At 41.1% G+C, this 20,377-nt stretch carries 19 protein-coding genes; 6 read left to right on the top strand and 13 right to left on the bottom strand.

Features of this window, described 5'->3' with window-relative positions:
• Window positions 1–701: 701 nt before the first annotated feature.
• Window positions 702–2,090: a GntP family permease gene (locus tag KCX82_RS08875; protein WP_227018097.1), complete on the top strand. Its 1,389-nt coding sequence runs from the start codon at window positions 702–704 to the stop codon at window positions 2,088–2,090.
• A gap of 555 nt (window positions 2,091–2,645) precedes the next feature.
• Window positions 2,646–3,218 (top strand): cyclase family protein, encoded by a 573-nt coding sequence (locus KCX82_RS08870; protein WP_227018096.1) that lies wholly within the window; start codon window positions 2,646–2,648, stop codon window positions 3,216–3,218.
• Window positions 3,219–3,341: 123 nt separating this feature from the next.
• On the opposite strand, the gene KCX82_RS08865 is transcribed toward KCX82_RS08870, so the two are convergent.
• The 3 genes from KCX82_RS08865 to KCX82_RS08855 form a co-directional block, all read right to left on the bottom strand.
• Window positions 3,342–4,199, bottom strand: coding sequence for a VanW family protein (locus KCX82_RS08865; RefSeq protein WP_227018095.1), 858 nt, complete (start codon window positions 4,197–4,199; stop codon window positions 3,342–3,344).
• A 27-nt stretch (window positions 4,200–4,226) separates the two neighbouring features.
• Window positions 4,227–4,685, bottom strand: a complete 459-nt coding sequence (locus KCX82_RS08860; protein WP_227018094.1) for a GNAT family N-acetyltransferase — start codon at window positions 4,683–4,685, stop codon at window positions 4,227–4,229.
• Between the two features lie 63 nt (window positions 4,686–4,748).
• The gene (locus tag KCX82_RS08855) at window positions 4,749–5,270 is read right to left on the bottom strand and encodes a shikimate kinase (RefSeq protein WP_227018093.1); all 522 of its coding nucleotides are present in this window, start codon (window positions 5,268–5,270) and stop codon (window positions 4,749–4,751) included.
• A gap of 139 nt (window positions 5,271–5,409) precedes the next feature.
• Between KCX82_RS08855 and KCX82_RS08850 the strand changes: the two genes are divergently transcribed.
• The gene (locus KCX82_RS08850; RefSeq protein WP_227018092.1) at window positions 5,410–6,411 is read left to right on the top strand and encodes a nucleoid-associated protein; all 1,002 of its coding nucleotides are present in this window, start codon (window positions 5,410–5,412) and stop codon (window positions 6,409–6,411) included.
• A 282-nt stretch (window positions 6,412–6,693) separates the two neighbouring features.
• On the opposite strand, the gene KCX82_RS08845 is transcribed toward KCX82_RS08850, so the two are convergent.
• The 5 genes from KCX82_RS08845 to KCX82_RS08825 form a co-directional block, all read right to left on the bottom strand.
• The gene (locus tag KCX82_RS08845; RefSeq protein WP_227018091.1) at window positions 6,694–6,957 is read right to left on the bottom strand and encodes a sodium ion-translocating decarboxylase subunit beta; all 264 of its coding nucleotides are present in this window, start codon (window positions 6,955–6,957) and stop codon (window positions 6,694–6,696) included.
• A 59-nt stretch (window positions 6,958–7,016) separates the two neighbouring features.
• On the bottom strand, window positions 7,017–7,787 hold the full coding sequence (locus KCX82_RS23355; RefSeq protein ID WP_465250641.1) for a DUF1801 domain-containing protein: 771 nt from the start codon (window positions 7,785–7,787) through the stop codon (window positions 7,017–7,019).
• Between the two features lie 63 nt (window positions 7,788–7,850).
• A complete protein-coding gene (locus KCX82_RS08835; protein ID WP_227018090.1) occupies window positions 7,851–8,729 on the bottom strand; it encodes an AAA family ATPase in 879 nt (292 codons plus the stop codon).
• A complete protein-coding gene (locus tag KCX82_RS08830) occupies window positions 8,726–10,657 on the bottom strand; it encodes a DNA topoisomerase 3 (RefSeq protein ID WP_227018089.1) in 1,932 nt (643 codons plus the stop codon). Before KCX82_RS08830 ends, KCX82_RS08835 begins: the two co-directional genes overlap by 4 nt.
• A 101-nt stretch (window positions 10,658–10,758) precedes the next feature.
• The gene (locus tag KCX82_RS08825) at window positions 10,759–11,715 is read right to left on the bottom strand and encodes a LysO family transporter (protein ID WP_227018088.1); all 957 of its coding nucleotides are present in this window, start codon (window positions 11,713–11,715) and stop codon (window positions 10,759–10,761) included.
• A gap of 231 nt (window positions 11,716–11,946) precedes the next feature.
• Here KCX82_RS08825 and KCX82_RS08820 point away from each other — a divergent pair, with 231 nt between their 5' ends.
• The 3 genes from KCX82_RS08820 (at window position 11,947) to KCX82_RS08810 (ending at window position 15,476) form a co-directional block, all read left to right on the top strand.
• Window positions 11,947–12,729, top strand: a complete 783-nt coding sequence (locus tag KCX82_RS08820) for a LytTR family DNA-binding domain-containing protein (protein ID WP_227018087.1) — start codon at window positions 11,947–11,949, stop codon at window positions 12,727–12,729.
• Window positions 12,730–12,841: 112 nt separating this feature from the next.
• Entirely contained in the window at window positions 12,842–14,443 is a 1,602-nt protein-coding gene (locus tag KCX82_RS08815) for an oligosaccharide flippase family protein (protein ID WP_227018086.1), read from the top strand.
• A 121-nt stretch (window positions 14,444–14,564) separates the two neighbouring features.
• Window positions 14,565–15,476 carry a DMT family transporter gene (locus tag KCX82_RS08810; protein ID WP_227018085.1) on the top strand — a complete coding sequence of 304 codons (912 nt, stop codon included), beginning with the start codon at window positions 14,565–14,567 and terminating at the stop codon, window positions 15,474–15,476.
• 16 nt (window positions 15,477–15,492) lie between these two features.
• Here the strand turns inward: KCX82_RS08810 and KCX82_RS08805 are convergent, their stop codons facing one another.
• The 5 genes from KCX82_RS08805 to surE all read right to left on the bottom strand — a co-directional run bounded on the left by KCX82_RS08805 (window position 15,493) and on the right by surE (window position 20,221).
• A complete protein-coding gene (locus KCX82_RS08805; RefSeq protein WP_227018084.1) occupies window positions 15,493–16,182 on the bottom strand; it encodes an aspartate/glutamate racemase family protein in 690 nt (229 codons plus the stop codon).
• Window positions 16,183–16,411: 229 nt separating this feature from the next.
• Entirely contained in the window at window positions 16,412–17,590 is a 1,179-nt protein-coding gene (locus KCX82_RS08800) for an acetyl-CoA C-acetyltransferase (RefSeq protein ID WP_227018083.1), read from the bottom strand.
• Between the two features lie 325 nt (window positions 17,591–17,915).
• Window positions 17,916–18,866 (bottom strand): DUF2156 domain-containing protein, encoded by a 951-nt coding sequence (locus tag KCX82_RS08795; protein WP_227018082.1) that lies wholly within the window; start codon window positions 18,864–18,866, stop codon window positions 17,916–17,918.
• A gap of 21 nt (window positions 18,867–18,887) precedes the next feature.
• Entirely contained in the window at window positions 18,888–19,475 is a 588-nt protein-coding gene (locus KCX82_RS08790; RefSeq protein WP_227018081.1) for a hydrolase, read from the bottom strand.
• Window positions 19,460–20,221, bottom strand: coding sequence for a 5'/3'-nucleotidase SurE (gene surE, locus KCX82_RS08785; protein ID WP_227018080.1), 762 nt, complete (start codon window positions 20,219–20,221; stop codon window positions 19,460–19,462). Before surE ends, KCX82_RS08790 begins: the two co-directional genes overlap by 16 nt.
• Between the last annotated feature and the right edge of the window lie 156 nt (window positions 20,222–20,377).

Here is a 20,377-nt window from a genome sequence, read left to right as displayed (position 1 = left end):
GTATCGTTGGTGACGTAAAAGTTATCATTCCCAAATTAACAGAAGCATTAAAGAAATACAAGGCATCAAACGAATAAAGAAACACGGCTTGGAAAACGCCGGCTAGGGCTTACTGAACAATTTAGAAAAAGCCGATTCCCTAACTTTTCAGCTTTTTCTGAATTCATAAAGTGCAAGGTTTTCAGGCATAAAGTCCAAGGTTTTCAGCATCGGGTGAAAACCTCTGCACTTTATGCAAAGGTGAAAATTTTTCCTATGCTCACCTTTGGTTCAGTACGCTGTTATAAACATCATAGGCCGGAAAGATGCTGCGAATCCCAAATGTGGGTGCAGATGCAGAGGTACGGTGATGTCTTTGCATTAAACTATATTTTTATACAAGCACCATAAACAGGGCAGGCGTATTATATTTTTTTTGACATTTTCTTTCATATAGCACGTCTGCCCTAAACAACTTAACTGAGTGGAGCAAGATCGGGCAATGATTTGTAAATACCGGATAATTTTAAAAGAGAGAGAAGGATTGGTTAATTATATAGGGCTGTAACAGGAGCAGCGAGCTCTGTCTGCTCAGCCTGAGTGGTAACGCTCTGGTAGACGGTCAAATTGAGGCCCGAACCAAAACCTTGGTATCACGAAAGAAGAAGTAATTTTTAGAAGTATGTTAAAAATCAAAAAATTATTTGAGGAGAATATTTTATATGTTTGGAGTAATTGGTATTGTACTTTCTTTAGGACTACTAATATTTTTAGCTTATAAAGGGTGGTCGGTAATTCTTATCGCACCTATACTAGCATTATTTGCCGCTTCCTTTACTCTCTTGGACGGTGGCAGCGTTCATCTGCTGGCAACCTACACAGAAGGCTTCATGGTGAATGCAGCCAACTATGTAAAGAACTACTACCCTGTATTTTTATTGGGCGCTCTGTTCGGTAAAGTGATGGATGACTCGGGAACCGCGAAGTCTATTGCTATGTTTGTATCCAACAAAATCGGGCATGGTAAAGAAATCTGGGCGATTGCTATTGCAGGCGGAATTATTACATACGGCGGTGTTTCCATGTTCGTAGCCGCATTTGCTCTTTACCCAATCGGAGCTGCATTATTTAAGGAAGCAGACATTCCCAAAAGATTACTACCGGCCTCTATTGCGATTGGAACCTTCACTTTTTCAATGACAGGCTTGCCTGGATCACCACAGATCCAAAATGCTATTCCAATGAAATTTTTAGGAACAGACTTATTTGCCGCACCGATTTTAGGTTTGGTTGCAGCAACAATCATGTTCTTCGGCGCATGTATCTGGGTTTCAAGAAGAGCTGCAAAAGCGAAGAAAGCCGGAGAAGGTTACGGAAAGCATGCTGATGAGCATATTCACGCAATAAACAGCGACGGCCTTCCCTCCTTTGTTTCCTCCATTACCCCTATTTTAATTGTACTGGTTGGTAATTTCGTATTATCAAAATTTGTATTACCAAATATGGACACCAGCTATCTCGAAACAGATTACAATACGACTGCAGCTGCTGTAATGGGAAGCTGGAGCTTGATTATATCTCTGATTATCGGCATACTGGTAGCTATCCTTATAAATTATAAACGTTTTGACAGTGTAATGAAGAGTTTGAAAGACGGCGTTCAAGGATCCTTCCTGGCCATTATGAATACAGCGTCTGAGGTTGGTTACGGAAATGTAATTAAAACATTAGCAGCCTTTGGAATTGTAGGCGGAGCTTTGATGGGAATATCCAACAATGTATTGATTAATGAAGCAATTGCTTCTTCCGTTCTCGCAGGTATTACCGGTTCCGCTTCCGGAGGCGTGAGTATCGCACTTGATGCCTTTGGACAAACATTCTTAGCACAGGCAGCAGCAGCCGGCATTGATCCTCAGGTACTGCACAGAGTTGCAGCGGTTGCCTGCGGCGGACTTGACAGTTTACCTCACAACGGTGCAATTATTACCCTTCTAGGTATTACAGGCATGACCCATAAGGAAAGTTATCTTGACATCGGTATGTGTACTGTAGTAATCCCAACTGTTGCAGCCGTTGTGGTTGTTACCTTGGGATCTTTTGGAGTGGTATAGGTCAGTCGGACGTATCCCTCTAATTGTTAATATAGAAACGGGCTGCCGAACCAAAGGTGAACAGGGAACAGCGTTCCACCTTTGCCTGAAGCGCAAAGTTTTTTATTAGCCTCTGAAACTTTGCACTTCATCGATTCAGAAAAAGCCATAACGGTTCGCACTGCTTTTTCTGAATTGTTCGGCAGCCATAAGTAACAGAAAACCGCTGATTTCTTCAAGAAGAATCAAGCGGTTTTTTTCATTGAAAACAGCATTCTGTTGTTCGGGAATCCCCTAAAAACAAAGTGTTTGCCTATATTGAAAATTTTTATTTATTTTTATCTGAATATAATGAATATTCTGCTTTACCTGGTGCTTGTTTGACTGTATAATTCACAGTATAAGCAGTCTTTTTGTATACGGTATACAGTTACCATATTTACATAAATATTCAAATTATGCACAAAAACCCCTTTATTCTAGCCATTTTCTATCTGTGTATAGGGAAATAAATTGTTCAATCAATTTGAAAATATATGGTTAAATCATTTACAAGTATAAAAGGGAGATAAGAATATGTTAAGAGATTTAAGTATCAAAATTACGACTGAACTAAATAAAACAGCTGCCGATAACGAGCCGAAGGTTACATATGGTCACCTTGGGACTCACTTTGATGTGATGGATAAGGAATTCCCGCTCGAATTGGTACGTCGAAACGGAATCGTTTTTAACGTCAGCGATATACGTGACCGTGATATTGATGTAAATGATATCAATTTAAGTTTTGTAAGCAAGGGAATGTTTGTTGCATTTTACACCGGCTTTATTGAGCAGGAGCCTTATGGAACAAAGGCCTATTTTACAGAGCATCCCCAGCTGGCCAATGAATTGGTAGATGCACTTCTCGACAAAGAGATTTCCATTATCGGAGTAGACTGCCCCGGGGTCAGACGAGGACGAGAGCATACGACCATCGATCAGTATTGTGCGGACAAAAATGTATTTATCATAGAAAATCTTTGCAACCTGTCCTCCGTATTGAATGGCCGCAAAGCGAACACCTTTATAGCCAACACGTATCCTCTGAATTATACCGGTGTTTCCGGACTGCCCTGCAGAGTGGTTGCAGAAATATCTGATTATTAAACGATACTGAAATTATCGCTTATCTTATCGTACCGGATGATACCGAATACGTTCCCTTTCAGTTGAGCTGCTGTATGAACAGCAGCTCCTTGTTTTTCCTTGTTTTCTTTAAATACGGAAATTTTATGATTCGCCTTCCTTTTTCTCTTCAGAAACTGACGATAAAAAAGGTACATACATCATCAGGGCATGATTCTCGGTGATATATTCCTCTTCAACCAACTCTCCGTCAAGTGTGAACTTCTTACGGTAGAGTTCATTATGTCTGCTGAAGCCTCCCCAGTATTCCCCTTTAAAAAGATGGTTCTTTTCTGCTACTTCATATCGAAATTCCGGCGGTTTTGCAGACAGCCATGCCCCCTCCAAATATTTTTCACCCACTTGAACACGAAGCTGAAACGCGGTATCGGTTTCGTTTTTTATCATCAAGTCCCTGTAAGGATAAACGCAGGTGGCTCCACTGCCGAAGGGCTGGGTTCGATTGGAATCAGGAAAAACATCATAAGAATGGCGGTACCGTTCCACCACCGTTAAAGGAGTATGTAGTGTCATCCAGTAAATCAGATTGGATAGCTGGCATAATCCGCCGCCCATGCCCATACGATAACTTCCACAGAATAAAACCATTCCGGGAACGTATCCCTTACGTTTTGCAGGCTTCCCGATCCATTTCCAATAACTGAAATGCTCTCCCGGTTTCAGGATGATACCATTCAGCTGTTTTACCGCCGTTTTCAGATTAATGATTTTATTATGATGATAAATCTCCTCCACATCCTTTAAGTCCCGAAGCAGAGGCGTTTTATGGGACACGTAAATATACTGCAAAGGGCATTCAGAGGTTCTCCTCTCTGCAAATTTTATTCTCCCGGAATACCATAGTGCATAACGGCAAAGGGTATAATACAGCTTACCTGCCAATAGCCTGGCTTTACTTCTTTGAATCGGCTCTAAAGTTTGTCTTTTCTTAAAGTATTTCATTCTAACCCCTTTTAAGCTAGATTTTCTTCATTCAAAATATTCCATGGGTGTAAACCGAATTCCATTCACAGTCTGTTCTTTATCGGTCGCGGAAAATCCTAGCCGTCTATAAATTTGAACCGCATAGGGTGAAGAGTTTACAGTAATCTTTGCGGCAGGACTCTCTATTTCACAGATTTCTTTCATTTTCTGAAAGAGCCCCTTTGCAATTCCTTGCTTATGCAACTCTTTCCTGACGAAAAGCAGACAGATATGGGTCTTATCCCTAATTCCCAAAACTCCTGCAAGCGTTCCTTCAAGAAAGCATCCCCATAAGATTACTTGATTTGCTTTTACCTTTTCAAGGATAGAATTAAAGTCAATAGTCTTTTTAAACTCATTGATCCCCTCCTCGGTATATTCGGGACCTTCAAATTCCAGGAAAACCGACCAGATCAAGTCAAGCGCTTCTTCTAATGTCTCTTCGGATATGATTTTGATCTCCATACCATTCCCTCCTGCTTTAAAAATTCCCCTTATTTTCTTTAGAGGAAAAAACATAACGCTTTTTTATAACAAATTTGGTTGTTCTACATACTGCTCATATTTCTCTTTGATCAACTTTACGGAATCTCTGATTTCCAGACCTTGCGTATTAATCATAATATGGGCCTGTTCTTCATATAAAGGACAACGCTCTTGATAAAGATCTCTCAGAGTTTGCCCCTCCTGAATTGTAATTCCCCTTTCCACCAGATCACCAAGTCGGGACTCGATTTCTTCATAAGGCAGGCTGATATAGACCACAACGCCGATATCCCGCAGATGTTTCGTGGCTTCTTTGCCGTAGATGACGCTGCCGCCGGTGGCTATCACGGCCTTCTTTGCCCGGATCGATGCATTGACTTTATTCTCGATTTCATTAAAACCTTCTATTCCTTCCTGCTGTATGATCTCACTCAGCAGCCTGTTTTCCTGCTCCTGAATCAGCAAATCAGAATCTATAAATTGATAGCCCATTACTTTTGCAAGAACCACCCCAATGGTGCTCTTGCCGCAGCCCGGCATTCCTATTAGTACAATATTTTTCATAATTCTCCTTCTGTATCATTGATATTAATAATCCGTATTAATATATTACTATATCAATACCCATTTTTTATTATATAAAGAGAAAAGGGTTTCGTGTTTTTTTATTTCATACTATAATAGTCCGTGAGGTGATGACAAATTGAATGAAATATCAATAAAAAAAGGAATTTTACATATTCTTGATACCAGCGTGGGTGCCCCTATCCTCTCCGATAAAGTGATGGAACTTGCAGAACCGATGGAATATCTGGAAAAGCATATAACCCGGCTCCTGGGTGACAGTGAGATCAAAGAATGTGTTTTTGAGCAAATAGATCATCCGATCAAAGATCTGATCTTGAATACCAACGAGGATAATTTTCTTTCCCATACGCGTCAAATGGCGGATTCTTTGTACCAGATCATGATTTCAAATCCTGATATTCCATCTGCCGATGTTTTCTTCTGCACTTTTATAAAGGACGGGCATCGATATTTAGGAATCATTAAATTTAATTACAAAGAAGCCTATACCCATAGAATACAAAATGCTGACAGCGGCACCGAGATCGGAATGTTAAAATACAGAACGCTCTTTCCCAGTGAATCACAAAAGGTGGATGAGTGTATTATGATCAATCTGCAGGACTTTACGATTCAGATCAAAGAGAAAAAATACGAAATCGACGGACAGCGTGATTTCTATCTCTCCTCTCTTTTTATGAAAACCCAGCCGGCACGTTCCTACAAGGAGCAGGTGAAGATCGTTGAAAAGTCTGCGGAGCAAATCGTCAAGAAATATTATAGCGGTGATTCCCTGAAGAGTGCGGAAATCAAGGCCGCCATCCTAAATAATACCGATGAAAATATGGAGGTTCACATCGACAGTCTTGCGAAGGAAGTCTTTTCAGACAGCCCGGATATGCAGGATCAGTATAAAAGTGAGTTGTCAAAAAAGGGCTTTTCCGAGGACAAGATCAAGATCAACCAGCAAATCTATACAAAATTGGAAAGAAGCCACAAGATTATTACCGATATCGGGATTAAGATGGATATCCCCACCGAACTGCTGAATGATACGAGAAAGGTAGAATTCATCGTCAATCAGGACGGCACTATGTCCATTTTAATTAAAAACATCAACGAAATGCGAAGCCGGTAAAGTGCCTTGAAAAACCGCCTTCTTATTTGTTTGATTCTCTATTGACTGAATTGGCAGAATTCCGCTGCCAATTCAGATGTTTCATTCACACTTGGGACTTCATTCTCTTTGTCTTTTCTTTCCTTTTTCTCTTGCAGAAAGGTTCATATCTCTTGGTTTTATGATGCTCAATGCATGCTTCGCATTTCCCGTGCCGTTCGCAATTTACTCTCTTGCAGGTGCAGGTATCCAACCCATTTTCAAGTATATGGTCCCTCCTGTCTAATTCCTTTTCATCCAAGATCATTTACGCTCCCTATTTTTCTTTTCGCTTCTTACCTTCAGGCAGAAAAAAACCGCGGCTGCAGCGAGAGCTGCTAACACTATGTAACTTCCCACAGACGGCCAGATCTTGCCGGAAACATAAATAGCCGTAGGTCCGTCAGCCCCTCCGATAATTCCGATAGATGCGGCTTCTTGTTGTCTTCCTTCCATAAACAGCACGATGCCTGTCAGTACAATGATCCCACCAAATACTGCCCATAATTTCTTTCCTGTATGTTTCATAAGTCTACCCCCAATACTATCTGAATTGTACCTGAAAAGAGAAAGTACTGCAAGAAAACTTATTTTTTAGATTTTTTCATATTCTCTTCCACTCTGAATTTTATGATTTTGACGATCAGCTCCAGGGGGAGCGGTTGATCCAGAGGGAATTGAACGGAACCCTTTGCACTTTTATAGGATTTCAGTTCATTCTTAAACGCTTCAATACCGCTTGGCGCCGGATAAAATCCGATATGGTTCATATGTGCGGCAAAATGAACTAAATTACCGTTTAAATAAAACGTCGGCATCTGATAACTGATTTTCTCCTTTGCATCCGGAGCATTGTTTTTAATGGTAATCCGCAGCTCCTCCAGCATTTTTTGAACTTCAATGGGAAAATCTTTTATATACTCATCTATGGAATGAATCATAGGTCCCGCTTCCTCCTTGCAATTTATACAATATCCTCTATGTACACAAATGATGCCGCTGCAGGTTTTGCATGTCCACTTTATTTTCTCTGTTTCCAAAAACTGATCCATTCCGTGGTTTTTTATCCCCAATAAATTCTCAATGATGCTCATTCCATAGCTTGTCCGGTATCTCTTATCCATCTGACGCATCCGCAGACAAGGAAACTTTGCACATTCGCAGCACAATTTTGTTTTGCTTTCTTTGATAACTTCACAGTTCTTTATTCTGCAAGTAGTACAATGTGGAGGCTTCTCCACATCAGTGCTGTTGCACCCGGAACACTTTCTCTTGTCCCGGAGATGGGCCATACAGATACGGCAGTTTATCCCGCAGGGTGCAATGAATGACAAATCCAAAGATGACAGGTTTTCCATAAAATCATCTCCTTACCATTAATACTATTTCCCTAAACTTTCTTCCGTCTTTATCATCCTTTATTATTCTTTGTCGTTCTGCTGAAAATCATGCTGAAAGGAATGAAACAGATCATAGTATATTTTCATGTTTTCCAATTGATGCCACTCTTTTACCCTTGCCGGTACCGAGTCAAGATCATAGACCTGTGCATCCTCCAAAGACAGGATGAAAGGAGAATGGGATGCTATTATAAACTGGCAGCCTAAATAATGTGCACACTGGGTGATTAATTGTGCAAGCTGCAGCTGAAACTTGGGAGACAGGCTGTTTTCAGGCTCGTCCAATAAATATAGCCTGCCTGATTCAAAAGTTCTGTCAAAATAAGCCAAAGCAGTTTCTCCATTAGAGAATTGATCGATATTTTTACCGGCCCGGTCGGTTACAAAGTACGTCATCGTCTGTCTTCTGGCTGCATTTTGTTTCTTCAGGTCTTCATAATCATCCAAAGATCCAAACCGAACATGTCCATACCTCGCTTCCAGGTATTCTTTTTCCTGTTGTATTTTTCGTTTGTCAATCTTCTGGTTTTCATCCCTGACCGTTAATATGCTGTCAAATATATCTTCACTGGTTATGATTTTACTGCCCAGAGGAATGTCCATATGCAGACCGTCCTCATCGGTTTCCGTTACAAAGCTGCAGAATTTATCCACGTATCCGTCAAATTTGGAATTGGTATTAAATAAGGTATTTCTAGGAAGCTTAAGCTTTTCTGCGATGAGATTAAGCAAAGTGGATTTACCTGATCCGTTGCCCCCGTAAAAAATGGTGACAGGCCGAAACCGAATTTGCTGCAGGTCTTTATAAGGAAAAATCCCGTAAGGATACGCATGGGGCGTCGGATTGTCCAGTTCTTCCTCATCCAGTGATGGCAGATAAAAGCTTTTTAGATAAATCATTGTTTGGTACCGTATCCTGTTCTTTTTACCCTTTCGATGGTTCTGGTAATATATTGGGTCAGTTTTTCCTCAAAAATTTCCGTTGTGATCTCCTGATTTTCAATCATGAACAGACCCTTTTCCCAGCTGGCAGTGAGGGTGGGATTCAGCAATTCCTTTGCGGTCTGCCGCACCAGTGATACAATCGCTTCTCCTTTTGGCTCGGGGGTCACGATCTGAGTCTTTCCATTTATTTTAATATGCCCAATATCAACCAGCTTTTTAATAATACCTGCCCGAGTAGCTGATGTGCCGATGCCACAGGTTTTGATCTGCTCTCTCAGTTCTTCATTCTCTATGTACTTTCCTGCTTTTTCCATGGTTATGATCAGAGAACCGTCAGTAAAACGAGACGGCGGTCTGGTTTCCTTCTCCTCCAGATCAAATCCAATTACTTCACAGGCTTCTTTTTTGACTAAATTTTGAATGGGAGATTCAGATAATTCTTCTTCTTTTTTTGAAGATAGATCATAAACCTCTTTCCAACCCGGGACATTCAGCGTTTTTGAATTCGTTACAAAGATTTCTTGCGCAATACCGGTTTCAACCTTCACCGTATTATACTCCGCGGGAGGATAGAAAATGGCAAGAAACCGTTTTACGATCAAACTATACACATTTCTGGCATCGGGTGTCATCTTTGATAAATCTGTCGTCACATAGGTTGGAATAATGGCGTAATGGTCTGTTACTTTGCTGTCATCAACATACCTTTTTGAGGTCTTGTCAATGGCCAGTTTGCCGAATTCCTTGATTCTGAGAACTGATTCCTTAAAATCCGCGTTGGTATACAGGCCATTCAGAATCTTGGGCAGTTCCGGAAGCACGTCCGTAGATAACACTCTGCTGTCGGTTCTTGGATAGGAAATCATCTTTTTCTCGTAGAGATCTTGCGCAATTTCCAACGTACGATTAACAGACAGCTTAAATTTCTTGTTGGCTTCCGACTGCAATTCAGCAAGGTTAAAAAGAAGTGGAGCCTGTTCTTTTTTCACCTTTACTTCAACTTTTTTAACGACAGCCTCATGACCTTCCAGTTTTTTTATTACTTCCTCAGCTTCTTCCTTGCTGATATATTTATCTTCATTTTCCGGATCGTCCGTCTGATTTTTATCACCTTTTTTCTTCTGCTGCCATCTGCCTTTATAAGAGATGCCGCTGTCTTTTGACAGAAAATTAGCGGTAACTCCATAATATGGCTTCGGTACAAAGTTCCGGATTTCCAATTCCCGGTCTACAATCAGTCCCAGAACACAGGTCATGACTCTTCCGACAGGAATCACAGCTGATTTTTCTTCGGAAAGAGCAGCCGCCAGCTTACGCCCGTATCGACAGGTGTACAGCCTGCTGAAATTCATGCCGAAGAGCCAATCCTCTTTCGCCCTGCAGTAAGCCGCTTTGCCCAGAGAATCATAATCGCTGAGACTCTTTGCCTCTTCGATTCCCTTTTTTATCGCATCCTCTGTCTGTGAAGAAATCCATACCCTCTTTGCCGGCTTATCCGAACCACTCTCCTGGTAAACCAGCCGGAAAATATACTCACCTTCCCGCCCACTATCGGTGCAGGCATAGATAAAGTCCACATCCTGTCTGCACAGTAAGGTCTTAATAACCTCAAATTGTTTTGCAGTACCCTTGTTATCGATTAAAACATATTTATATTCTTTTGGGATGATAGGAAGATGCTCTACCCTCCAGGACTTGTACTCCGGATTGTAGGCATCGGGATACGCCATCGTCACAAGGTGTCCAAAGCACCATGTTATGATGGAATGTTCAGATTCAGCATAACCCTTGCTTCGATCCGCCGAGGATATTTGTACGCCCAGCACGCCTGCAAAGCTGGCTGCCACGGACGGTTTTTCTGTTATGTATAATTGTTTTGCCAATGTTTCACCTTTATTAAATAGAAAAATCTTCTGTTATTATGATAACAGAAGGATGTTGTTTAATCAATATTGAGGAATTGCTGAAGCAATCCCCTTTTATTTTATATAAAGATTAAATGCAAAACGGGAAGAAGCAGCGGAACCGCAAGGGTAAGTATCGTCCCAGTTATCAGCGCCGCCAGCCCAAGCTCGGCTCCTGCGAATTTTGTGATCGGCATCAGCATCGTATCCATATTACCGGCAGCACCTCCTGCAATGGGGCTTCCTTTACTTATTTTGATCAAAACCGGCATGAATAAAATGGTAAAAAACTCCCGCATCACATTGACGAGAAAGCCATAGGTCCCTGTTTCAATCCCATAGGCGCTGGTCATATACGCGCCGGTTATACTGTAATAGCTCATTCCAGCGGCTGACAAAATTGATATTTGAGGCGTTATCTTTAGAATGATTCCGGACAGCGCCCCGCCTGTCAGACTGCCTATCAGGATGGCCAACGGCAGGAGAATTATTTTCATACCCAGCTGCCTGACATAATGAAATACTTTTTTATTATGGCCGATTCCGATACCAACTCCGGTATAGAGAATCATGAGGGATCCTATCAGGGCTATATTCAACATTCCTGACATTTCTTCCCCTATAACACAGGAGCCCAGAACAACACCGAAAAGAATACCGGCCGGCATAATAAAAATCAGGGAACTTCCATCTTTGCCGTCATTTGCGTTTACTTGATGTTCAGAATTAGTGCTTAATTCATGAAAGGCGAGTTCTTTCTGCAGTTTTTCCAGCGGCAAAACCGTTTTTTCCAGAATCAGAACACATAAAATACTGCAGAGAATTGCGTTTACAGCGATTACTACACAATGGATTCCGATCTTGCCCAGATTGGACATAACTAAGGGATTCATGCCAATATTGGCCCCTATCGTAATCATTAACACAACTAACGTAACGTTGATCACAGTATCGACTTTTTTTAGAAACCGTTCAGGAAGGTTACGGACTCCCGTATAAAAGCCAATGGCTAGAAATAGAAATGGTATAAATGTCATTCTCGTTTTTCCTCCGGAAGATAGGTATTTCTATCTCATATATTATAAAAATCAGGGAAAAAATCAATATTCTGTGCTCCAAATATACCTATAAGTCTTTAAATGTACTATTTTAATCATCAGAGATCCGTTTGCAGGAATTTCATGATTTTATATTGCTTGAAGTGAATCCGGCATATTATAATGAGTCTACCGAACCTAGCAGGAAATATCTGTAACAGGAGAGAACTCATGATCACGGTGTTAATCATATGCAATGACCGACGGAATATTGATAAAATCGCGCGCAGTGTAATACGAATCAACGATTTGACCACTTGTATCCTATCCACTACGGAACCCGAAGAAGCATTAAGTTTGATCTATAATAACAAACAGGTTATCGATCTGTTCATCATTGAAGTTCAATTAAAATCCATAAGCGGTTATAAGCTGGAAGAAGCCATCAGAACAAAGCGTGCCTATAAAGAAACGCCCGTCTTATTCATCACAAAACAGAGCTACGACCTGGTGGGATCCTCTTATTTAGCCACCTATCAGAACTATAAGAGACAGAATTATATCTCATTGCCGCTGAATACGATCGACGTTCAGGGGAAAATCGGTTTATACCTGGATAAGATACTTTTGAGACAAAAGAGTAACATACAAAAAAATAAGGTTCTCTATTTGCATCAATCGGCGGGGGCTGTAAAAATTATCCTAAGGAATGTCATTTATCTGGAAATACAAAATAAGATCTGTAAGATCCGCATGCAAACCGGAGATGTATATGAAATAAAAAGAAAAAGTCTATCGGAAATACTTCTAATGCTGAATCATCAGAATATCGTCAGATGTCACAAATGCTTTGCCTTAAATGTGGATCAATTGCAATCCATAGCGAGGATCGATAAAAGAAACTGGACTGCGTCTTTTCAAAAAACATATCTGGCTTGTCCCATCAGTAAAACCTATTTGAATCAGGTAATAGAGACTTTGAAACATGCTGATACAGAAAACTCGATATTATAAGTTGAAGTTCACTTGCATATATTTCAGTAATTCAAAGAAAAAATCCGGGACTGCGGAACAAGCCAGCAAGCCCTGATTTCATCTCACTGAAACGAATGCAAGGAGCAGTCTCTTGAAAAAAGCGTTACTGATTAATGCACTGATTATAACCGGCACTTCATTCCTTTTTAATACCGTCGGAATTTCTTTTCGAGTTTTTGTATCAAATAAAATCGGCGCAGAAGGGATGGGGTTATTTCAGCTAATCGTTTCCATCTACATGATGGCTACCATCTTCGTGGTGAGTGGTATTCATATTGCGGTCACTCGCCTTGTGGCGGAAGAAGGAGGCAGGAATTCCTTTTCCGTATCGGATGTTTTACTGAAAAAGGCTTTTATTATCAGCTTATTTTTCAGCATCACTGCATCTTTTATCCTGTTTTTAGGAGCAGATTTTATCGGCTCAGATTTACTCCAGGATGAAAGAACCATCTATTCCTTGAAGATTCTTTCGTTAAGCCTTCCTTTCATCGGAATCGCCTCTTGCATAAAAGGTTATTTTTATGCAGTAAGCAAAGTGCTTAGGCCAGCCATATCTCAGGCTATTGAACTTGTGGTGCAGGTTTTTATCATTATTAACATCATTGATAATTTTGCCGCCAGGGGTTTAGAGTATGCCTGTGCCTCCATTGTTTTAGGAACTACCGTATCCGAATTTGCTTCCTGCTTTTACATGGTCATGCTGTACCGGTTTGAGCAAAAAAGAAATGGGGCCTTATTGCAAAGGAAATATTTTCATAATGACTTTTTCTCAAAGCTTTTCAGGATATCTCTCCCGATTTCTATCAGCTCTCTTTTACGAAGCGGTTTAAAAGCTCTGGAAAATATCATGATTCCAATAGGCTTTGAAAAATACGGATATTCCGAAAAAATATCTCTGGAAAAGTACGGGATGGTGCATGGTATGGCAATTCCCATATTGCTGTTTCCCGCTTCTATCCTTTCCGCTTTTTCCACATTGCTGATTCCGGAAATCTCGGAGGCCAATGCGCTTCATCAGAAGAAAAGGATTCATTATACGGTGAACAGGGTGTTGCAGCTGACATCCATCATGTCCATTCTCGTAACCGGTATCTTTATCATTTTCTCCAACCAGTTAGGACTCGCTATTTACGATAATATGGAAATTGGATTTATGATGAAGATCCTGGCACCGCTGATTCCTATCATGTATTTGGATATGGTGGTGGATGCCTTGTTAAAGGGGTTAAACCAACAGGTAAGCACGTTAAAGTATAACCTGGTAGATTCTGTCATCCGGATCCTGCTGATCTATTATCTCATTCCGGCCAACGGTGTTTTGGGGTTGATTCTGGTAATGTATATAAGCAATTTACTGAACACTGCCTTGAGCATCAGCAGGCTTCTTACGGTATCAGAAATTAAGATGAAAGTGATGGATTGGATCTTAAAGCCAATTTTATCGGTTACAGCATCCGGCTTTATCGTACTATTCATATTACATAATATGGACCTTGGTTTTTTTTCAGTTGGTATTTATGTTACAATCGGCGTCATATTGGTAAGCATCCTATACGTGACTTTTTTAATGCAGCTGGATTGTCTCACGAAAGAGGATATTAAATGGTTTAAAGGTATTTTCAGATACTCCAAGGAAGTGCCCATCAGTTCAGGCTTACTGAATTCCAATCCGAATTCCGTTCAAAAGATTTAATTCCGTTGCTGTCTATTATACAGAATGACAGGTTTTCGCTGCCCTTTCATTTGCTGCATTGCTACAGAATGAAATTAGTGCTAGTATAGTATTATACTGGTATCAAAGAAACGGAAACAATATGAAAAAGAAAAGTACAGTTTTATATGGCTCGCTTCTATTATTGGAGTGCCTCTTATGGGGCGTCGGCAATCCCGTAACAAAGATCGGACTTGAGGTTGTCCCACCCCTTTATTGTCTTACGATACGATATGCACTCGCTTTCTTCCTCTTCATGCTGGTTTTGGGGAAGCGTGTTGTGAAAACAATGACCAGGGCTCATATTGTACCTTACCTGATCATATCTGCATTTACGGCTGGTTCCTTTATTACGTCCACCTTGGCTATGCTTTATACAACAGCTACCAATACAGGGTTTTTAATGTCAACAGGGGTAATCTTTACACCCTTTTTCTCCTATTTTATACTAAAAACGAAGATTGACAAAAAGCATATGCTTCCCATTGTCATCGTGACCATTGGCCTTTATCTTCTTTGCAGCGGCGGAGTTGGTTTCGGTCTGGGACTGGGTGAAGTATTGGCTTTGCTCTGTGCCGTCTCGGGAGCATGCATGCTGGTTTTCAGCTCCAAATATCTTGTCGATCTGGACCCTTTTGTTACCACGACCATGCAAACCGGATTTACAGGATTGTTCTGCCTATTCTTTGCATTAATATTCGAGGATTTTCCAGGTTTTTCAGGAATCCCTCCGCTGGGATGGGGTGTAATTATCTACCTGGCCATTGGCTGCACTTGCATCGCCTATATATTCCAGAATCTATCGTTAAAACATGTACCTGCCACCTACGTTGCACTGGCTTTTTGCTCTGAGCCGATCTTTACGGCGGCGGCCTCCTATTTTATGCTGGGAGAAGTTTTATCCACCAGAGGAGTTTTTGGTGGTGCTTTGATCCTAGCCAGCATTGTCATCGCGTCACTACTTCCGGAGGAGATGCCGAAACCTGAAGAAATCGGCGGAAATCCTGAAACCTGAAGAAATCGCAGATCTCTTACTCCAGAGCTCTCATGGCTGCCGTCTTTGCATGAATCTCCGTGGTATCAAAGAGCGAAATGTTCGTATCCTCTTTTTTTACTAACAGTCCAATCTCCGTACAGCCGAGAATGACCCCTTGGGCACCTTTTTCTGCTAGCTCCTCCATGATCCTGAGGAACTCAGCTCTGGATGCATCAGAAATAACGCCAAGGCAGAGTTCCTGATAGATGGTATCATTGACCAGTTTACGGTCTGCCTCCTCTGGGATCAGCACCTTTAGGTTCTTTTCGATCAGTTTATTTTTATAGAAATCCTGCTCCATGGTATATTTGGTTCCGAGCAAAGCAACGGTTGAAATTTGATTTTTTAGCAATGCTTCCGCTGTAACTTCTGCAATATGCAGAATGGGAATGTAAATTCTGCTTTGTATCTGATCTGCCACCTTATGCATGGTATTGGTGCAAATCAGCAGAAAATCAGCTCCAGCCCGTTCCAAGCCCTGCGCAGCTGCGGTGAGAATCTCCGCGCTTTTATCCCAGTCTCCTTGAGCCTGACATTCTTCAATTTCACTGAAATCAACACTGTACAGGATGCATTTGGCTGAGTGGAAGCCGCCAAGCTGCTCTTGTATGGTTTTATTTATGATTTGATAATAGCCCACCGAGCTTTCCCAACTCATTCCCCCAATTAGTCCGATAGTTTTCATGTCTTTCTCCCTTTTCTGTAATTTCTTATCTGGTTTACTCATTTAAGCAGGAATACCAAATTCTCTGAATCTAGATTCCGCTTGCAAGACTTGTTATGAAATATTTTACCACAAAAGAAGCATAAAGAAGCCTCCTAAGGTTATTTTTTCACCAAAGGAGGCTTTCTCTATTTTTATGGGGGTTTGCTTTCGTTTAAAACATTATTGCCGGTTTAACGGCACATATATTTTATCTTTCAACAATCAGTGAAGTTCCCATTCCACCGCCGATGCAAAGAGTAGCCAAACCATATTTGGAATCTCTTTTCTGCATTTCATGAATCAGTGTTATCAGGATTCTGGCTCCGGATGCTCCGATTGGATGGCCCAATGCAATAGCTCCACCGTTTACGTTTAGTTTTGCAGGGTCAATTCCCAGATCTTTTCCAACAGCAACAGACTGTGCGGCAAAAGCTTCGTTCGCTTCGATCAGATCAATGTCTTCCATTTTCAAGCCGGCTTTATCCAAAGCTTTTTGAGATGCGGGAACAGGTCCGATACCCATAATAGTAGGATCAACTCCTGCTGATGCATACGCCTTTACTTTGCAAAGATAGCTGAGTCCAAGTTCGTCAGCCTTTTCCTTAGACATTACGATTAAAGCAGCTCCGCTGTCGTTGATACCTGATGCATTGGCAGCTGTTACCGCGCCATCCTTTTTGAATGCCGGTTTCAGTTTAGCCAAACCTTCTGCTGCCACACCGAACTTAGGATATTCGTCAGTGTCAAATACAATAGGATCGCCCTTCTTCTGAGGAATTTCCACAGGAACGATCTCGTCCTTAAATCTGCCTGATTTCACTGCAGCTTCTGACTTATTCTGGGATGCTGCCGCGAACTGATCCAATTCTTCTCTTGTGAGTCCCCACTGTTCAACAATGTTCTCAGCAGTGATACCCATGTGATAGTTATTATAAGCATCGGTAAGACCATCATGTACCATGATATCAACCATCTTTGCGTCGCCCATTCTGGCGCCCCATCTGGCTGCAGGCATGATGTAACCGGACTGGCTCATGCTTTCTGTTCCGCCTGCAAGAATGCAATCTGCATCTCCTGCCTTGATAATCTGTGCTGCAAGACCAACGGTTCTCAGTCCTGATCCACAAACTTTATTTACTGTTAAAGCAGGTACTTCCTTTGGAACGCCTGCTGCCATTGCAACCTGTCTTGCAACGTTTTGTCCCAGACCGCCCTGCAGAACATTGCCCAGGATTACTTCATCGATAATAGCAGGATCAATTCCTGCTCTTTTAATTGCCTCCTTGGCTGCAATTGAACCAAGTGTAACTGCGGAAGTGTCTTTCAGTGTTCCGCCAAAGCTGCCGATAGGGGTTCTGACAGCACTTACGATTACGACCTCTCTCATTTCAATCCTCCTTATTCATTGAAAAGCCTCAGGGCTTTTCTAATTGCGTATCAAATATACAGTATACATTGGAATTTTGCATACTCTCCGCCTATTTTTTTACCTATTCTATTATATGATAACATGAATTTATCAAAAAACAATACCTTAACAAAAAGTCGAAAAATTCAAATTTAAGCAATTAATTTATGCCAAACTCCTTTTTGAGGCAAAATATTTCATAAAAATGAGGTTTTTTCACTGTTTTATAGTTATTTTTTTCACAAGGAATATGCAAAAAATAGAAATGCCCCAAGCGATTATGGGGCATATTTGACTCATCCTTTTAGTTTATCCCGCCATCCTTCAAGTCTGCCTTAAAAATTGCGATATGGCTTTCTACTAGTTTAACAGGTTTATAGGATAATTTTGCCTTTCTTAATCCTGGAATTCCCATGTCTTCTTCCCGGTTAATAAATTCTACCGTGGACGCCACGTGCTTGCAAAATTCATTATTGATTGCCTGATAGAGGCCTCTGTATTGCGTATTCGCTTTTTCCACGTGGACAGTTATCGTATTGTCGTTTAAACGGCCGCCGATGCTTAATGCTTCGATCTTTCCATCTATGATAATTGCCCCTGCATGATATCCCAATATTTCAATATTATGAAATACATCCGACATGGCCCGTTCTTCCATTTTCAGCAGCTTCATTTCATGCTCAGGAAGATTTTTCCGCAGGTTAAATTCCCGGATAAACTGCATCGCATCTTCTGCCATGGCAGAGGTAAGGGGGATATATTCATATTTATAATGATTTAAAAAATAATTAAGATGGTTCTTCTTGCTGTGATAGTCTCTCCCCTTAAGATCTATCAAGTCACGGGTCCGATAAAGATAATCATAATTCGGACGATCATCAAAATATTGAAGTTGGCCGGGGAAGGCAGATTCAATGATATCAATCAAATGAACGGGCATCAGTCTGATACTGAATATGTAGCCCTTGGCTTCAAATATTTTCTTTGCTTCTTCTATTGTACGGTGTAAGCTTTCCGGATCGTACTGACCCGTCTTCGTTAAAGGCGGGAAGAGGAACGGCTCCTCAGTTTCCAATTCAAGATGGCTTAGCCCTGCAATGCATAAATAATCACCAATGATCTGCCAACTGAAGTCATTAATGTTTCTCCACATATAGAGAGAAGAAAACGACAGTCCGGATGTCCCATACAGGAATCCTCCCAGATATTCCTCCAGAATCGGCCTTGATTCAATGGTGATTCTGTTTTCCAGCATAAACATATATTGTGCCTTTCTTTATTTTACCAGCGCTGAAATTTGTTTAAATCCAGGTTCTTTTGCACCCCCGCATAGTTCAAACAAAATGGACTCCATAGTCGTGCCGACGGCACCTGCATCTCCCATTCTGCGCTGTGAATATTTTTTATCAGTATTGTTTCTTGATGAAATACAATCATTTGCAACAAAAACATGATACCCTTTTTCCAGCAGATCAATCACAGTTTGTTGAACACAAACATGAGCCTCGATACCGGATATGATAACGGTTTTTTTTCTCAGTTTTTCCAAGGCTTCCACAAAAGCAGGTTCCCCCATGGCGCTGAAGCTGGTTTTTTCGATATGTTCGAAAACAGTTTCCGGTATATCATCTCCCAGAGAAGCCGTAATCGCCTCTGCAATAGCCGGAACCGTCGATCCCAGGCCTTTGGTATATTGCTGTGTCATGAGAATGGGAACCCCTAAAATCCTACATCCTTTTACCAATTTTACAGCTGTGGCTTCTAATTCTTCATTGCCTTTCATTGCCGGCATCAGCCTCTCCTGAAAGTCGATTCCAACTAATATCGCATCCTCTTTTTTTATTTTTATTATACGATTCCCCATGTTTTTACCTCCTCTATTAGTTTGTAGCTCGTTAAATCGTAATGCAGCGGCGTTATACTTGCATAACCGTCCTGCATGGCTATTACGTCGATGTCTTCCGGAAGATCCTTATAAATAACAGGTGTACCGGAATACCAATATGCCAGTTCTCCTTTTTCATCTTCTTTTGGTTCAAACCATTCTTCGTATTCTCTTGCCCCAAGTCTGGTTATTTTCACGCCTTTTACTTCCTCTGCGGATACGTTGGGTACATTGATGTTCAGTACTGTATTGGAATCGATTTTTTCGATGGAAGACTTTACTGTTTTTAAAGCCAGATCGCAGGCAACATCAAAATATTTAGGCTTATGACTGTTTACGGACACGGCAATAGCAGGCAATCCGCAAATGCAGCCCTCAATAGCTGCAGAAACCGTACCTGAATATAAGGTATCCGTTCCCAGATTTCCGCCGTGATTGATGCCCGAACATACCATATTGATTTTGATTCCCTGATCAGACAGCATACGTAACCCAAGCTTCACGCAATCTGCAGGTGTACCGGAAATTTCCCATGCTCTTTTCGCATTGGGGAATTCCACTTCGTTCATGGTAATGGGTTTTCCGATGGTAATTCCATGGCCGCAGGCACTTCTTTGCGTATGCGGTGCACAAACATATATATTCGCTATTTGTGAAAGAACTCTTGCAAGTTCCATAATTCCTTTCGCTCCGATTCCGTCGTCGTTTGCTACTAAAATATTCATACAAACCTCCATTTATTTTTTCAATGTTTATTATACCACCGGTTATTGTTTTTTAAAAGTAAATGTCATGATTATCCTGTTAAACCTCTAATTTATAGGGTATAATAAAATGGTATATATGTAGACAGCAATTGCCCCGCATATATATCTTAAACG

The sequence above is a fragment of the Sinanaerobacter chloroacetimidivorans genome (assembly GCF_018128545.1).
In the GTDB taxonomy this organism is placed as follows: domain Bacteria; phylum Bacillota; class Clostridia; order Peptostreptococcales; family Anaerovoracaceae; genus Sinanaerobacter; species Sinanaerobacter chloroacetimidivorans.
The sequence above is the reverse complement of the archived record's forward strand: the minus strand, read 5'-3'. Positions and strand labels throughout refer to the sequence as shown.

Excerpts from the sequence above, each read along its gene's own strand:
- KCX82_RS08875 (WP_227018097.1), top strand. The coding sequence starts at position 702 with ATGTTTGGAGTAATTGGTATTGTACTTTCTTTAGGACTACTAATATTT.
- KCX82_RS08870 (WP_227018096.1), top strand. The coding sequence starts at position 2,646 with ATGTTAAGAGATTTAAGTATCAAAATTACGACTGAACTAAATAAAACA.
- KCX82_RS08865 (WP_227018095.1), bottom strand. The coding sequence starts at position 4,199 with ATGAAATACTTTAAGAAAAGACAAACTTTAGAGCCGATTCAAAGAAGT.
- KCX82_RS08860 (WP_227018094.1), bottom strand. The coding sequence starts at position 4,685 with ATGGAGATCAAAATCATATCCGAAGAGACATTAGAAGAAGCGCTTGAC.
- KCX82_RS08855 (WP_227018093.1), bottom strand. The coding sequence starts at position 5,270 with ATGAAAAATATTGTACTAATAGGAATGCCGGGCTGCGGCAAGAGCACC.
- KCX82_RS08845 (WP_227018091.1), bottom strand. The coding sequence starts at position 6,957 with ATGAAACATACAGGAAAGAAATTATGGGCAGTATTTGGTGGGATCATT.
- KCX82_RS23355 (WP_465250641.1), bottom strand. The coding sequence starts at position 7,787 with ATGGAAAACCTGTCATCTTTGGATTTGTCATTCATTGCACCCTGCGGG.
- KCX82_RS08835 (WP_227018090.1), bottom strand. The coding sequence starts at position 8,729 with ATGATTTATCTAAAAAGCTTTTATCTGCCATCACTGGATGAGGAAGAA.
- KCX82_RS08825 (WP_227018088.1), bottom strand. The coding sequence starts at position 11,715 with ATGACATTTATACCATTTCTATTTCTAGCCATTGGCTTTTATACGGGA.
- KCX82_RS08820 (WP_227018087.1), top strand. The coding sequence starts at position 11,947 with ATGATCACGGTGTTAATCATATGCAATGACCGACGGAATATTGATAAA.
- KCX82_RS08810 (WP_227018085.1), top strand. The coding sequence starts at position 14,565 with ATGAAAAAGAAAAGTACAGTTTTATATGGCTCGCTTCTATTATTGGAG.
- KCX82_RS08805 (WP_227018084.1), bottom strand. The coding sequence starts at position 16,182 with ATGAAAACTATCGGACTAATTGGGGGAATGAGTTGGGAAAGCTCGGTG.
- KCX82_RS08800 (WP_227018083.1), bottom strand. The coding sequence starts at position 17,590 with ATGAGAGAGGTCGTAATCGTAAGTGCTGTCAGAACCCCTATCGGCAGC.
- KCX82_RS08795 (WP_227018082.1), bottom strand. The coding sequence starts at position 18,866 with ATGCTGGAAAACAGAATCACCATTGAATCAAGGCCGATTCTGGAGGAA.
- KCX82_RS08790 (WP_227018081.1), bottom strand. The coding sequence starts at position 19,475 with ATGGGGAATCGTATAATAAAAATAAAAAAAGAGGATGCGATATTAGTT.
- surE (WP_227018080.1), bottom strand. The coding sequence starts at position 20,221 with ATGAATATTTTAGTAGCAAACGACGACGGAATCGGAGCGAAAGGAATT.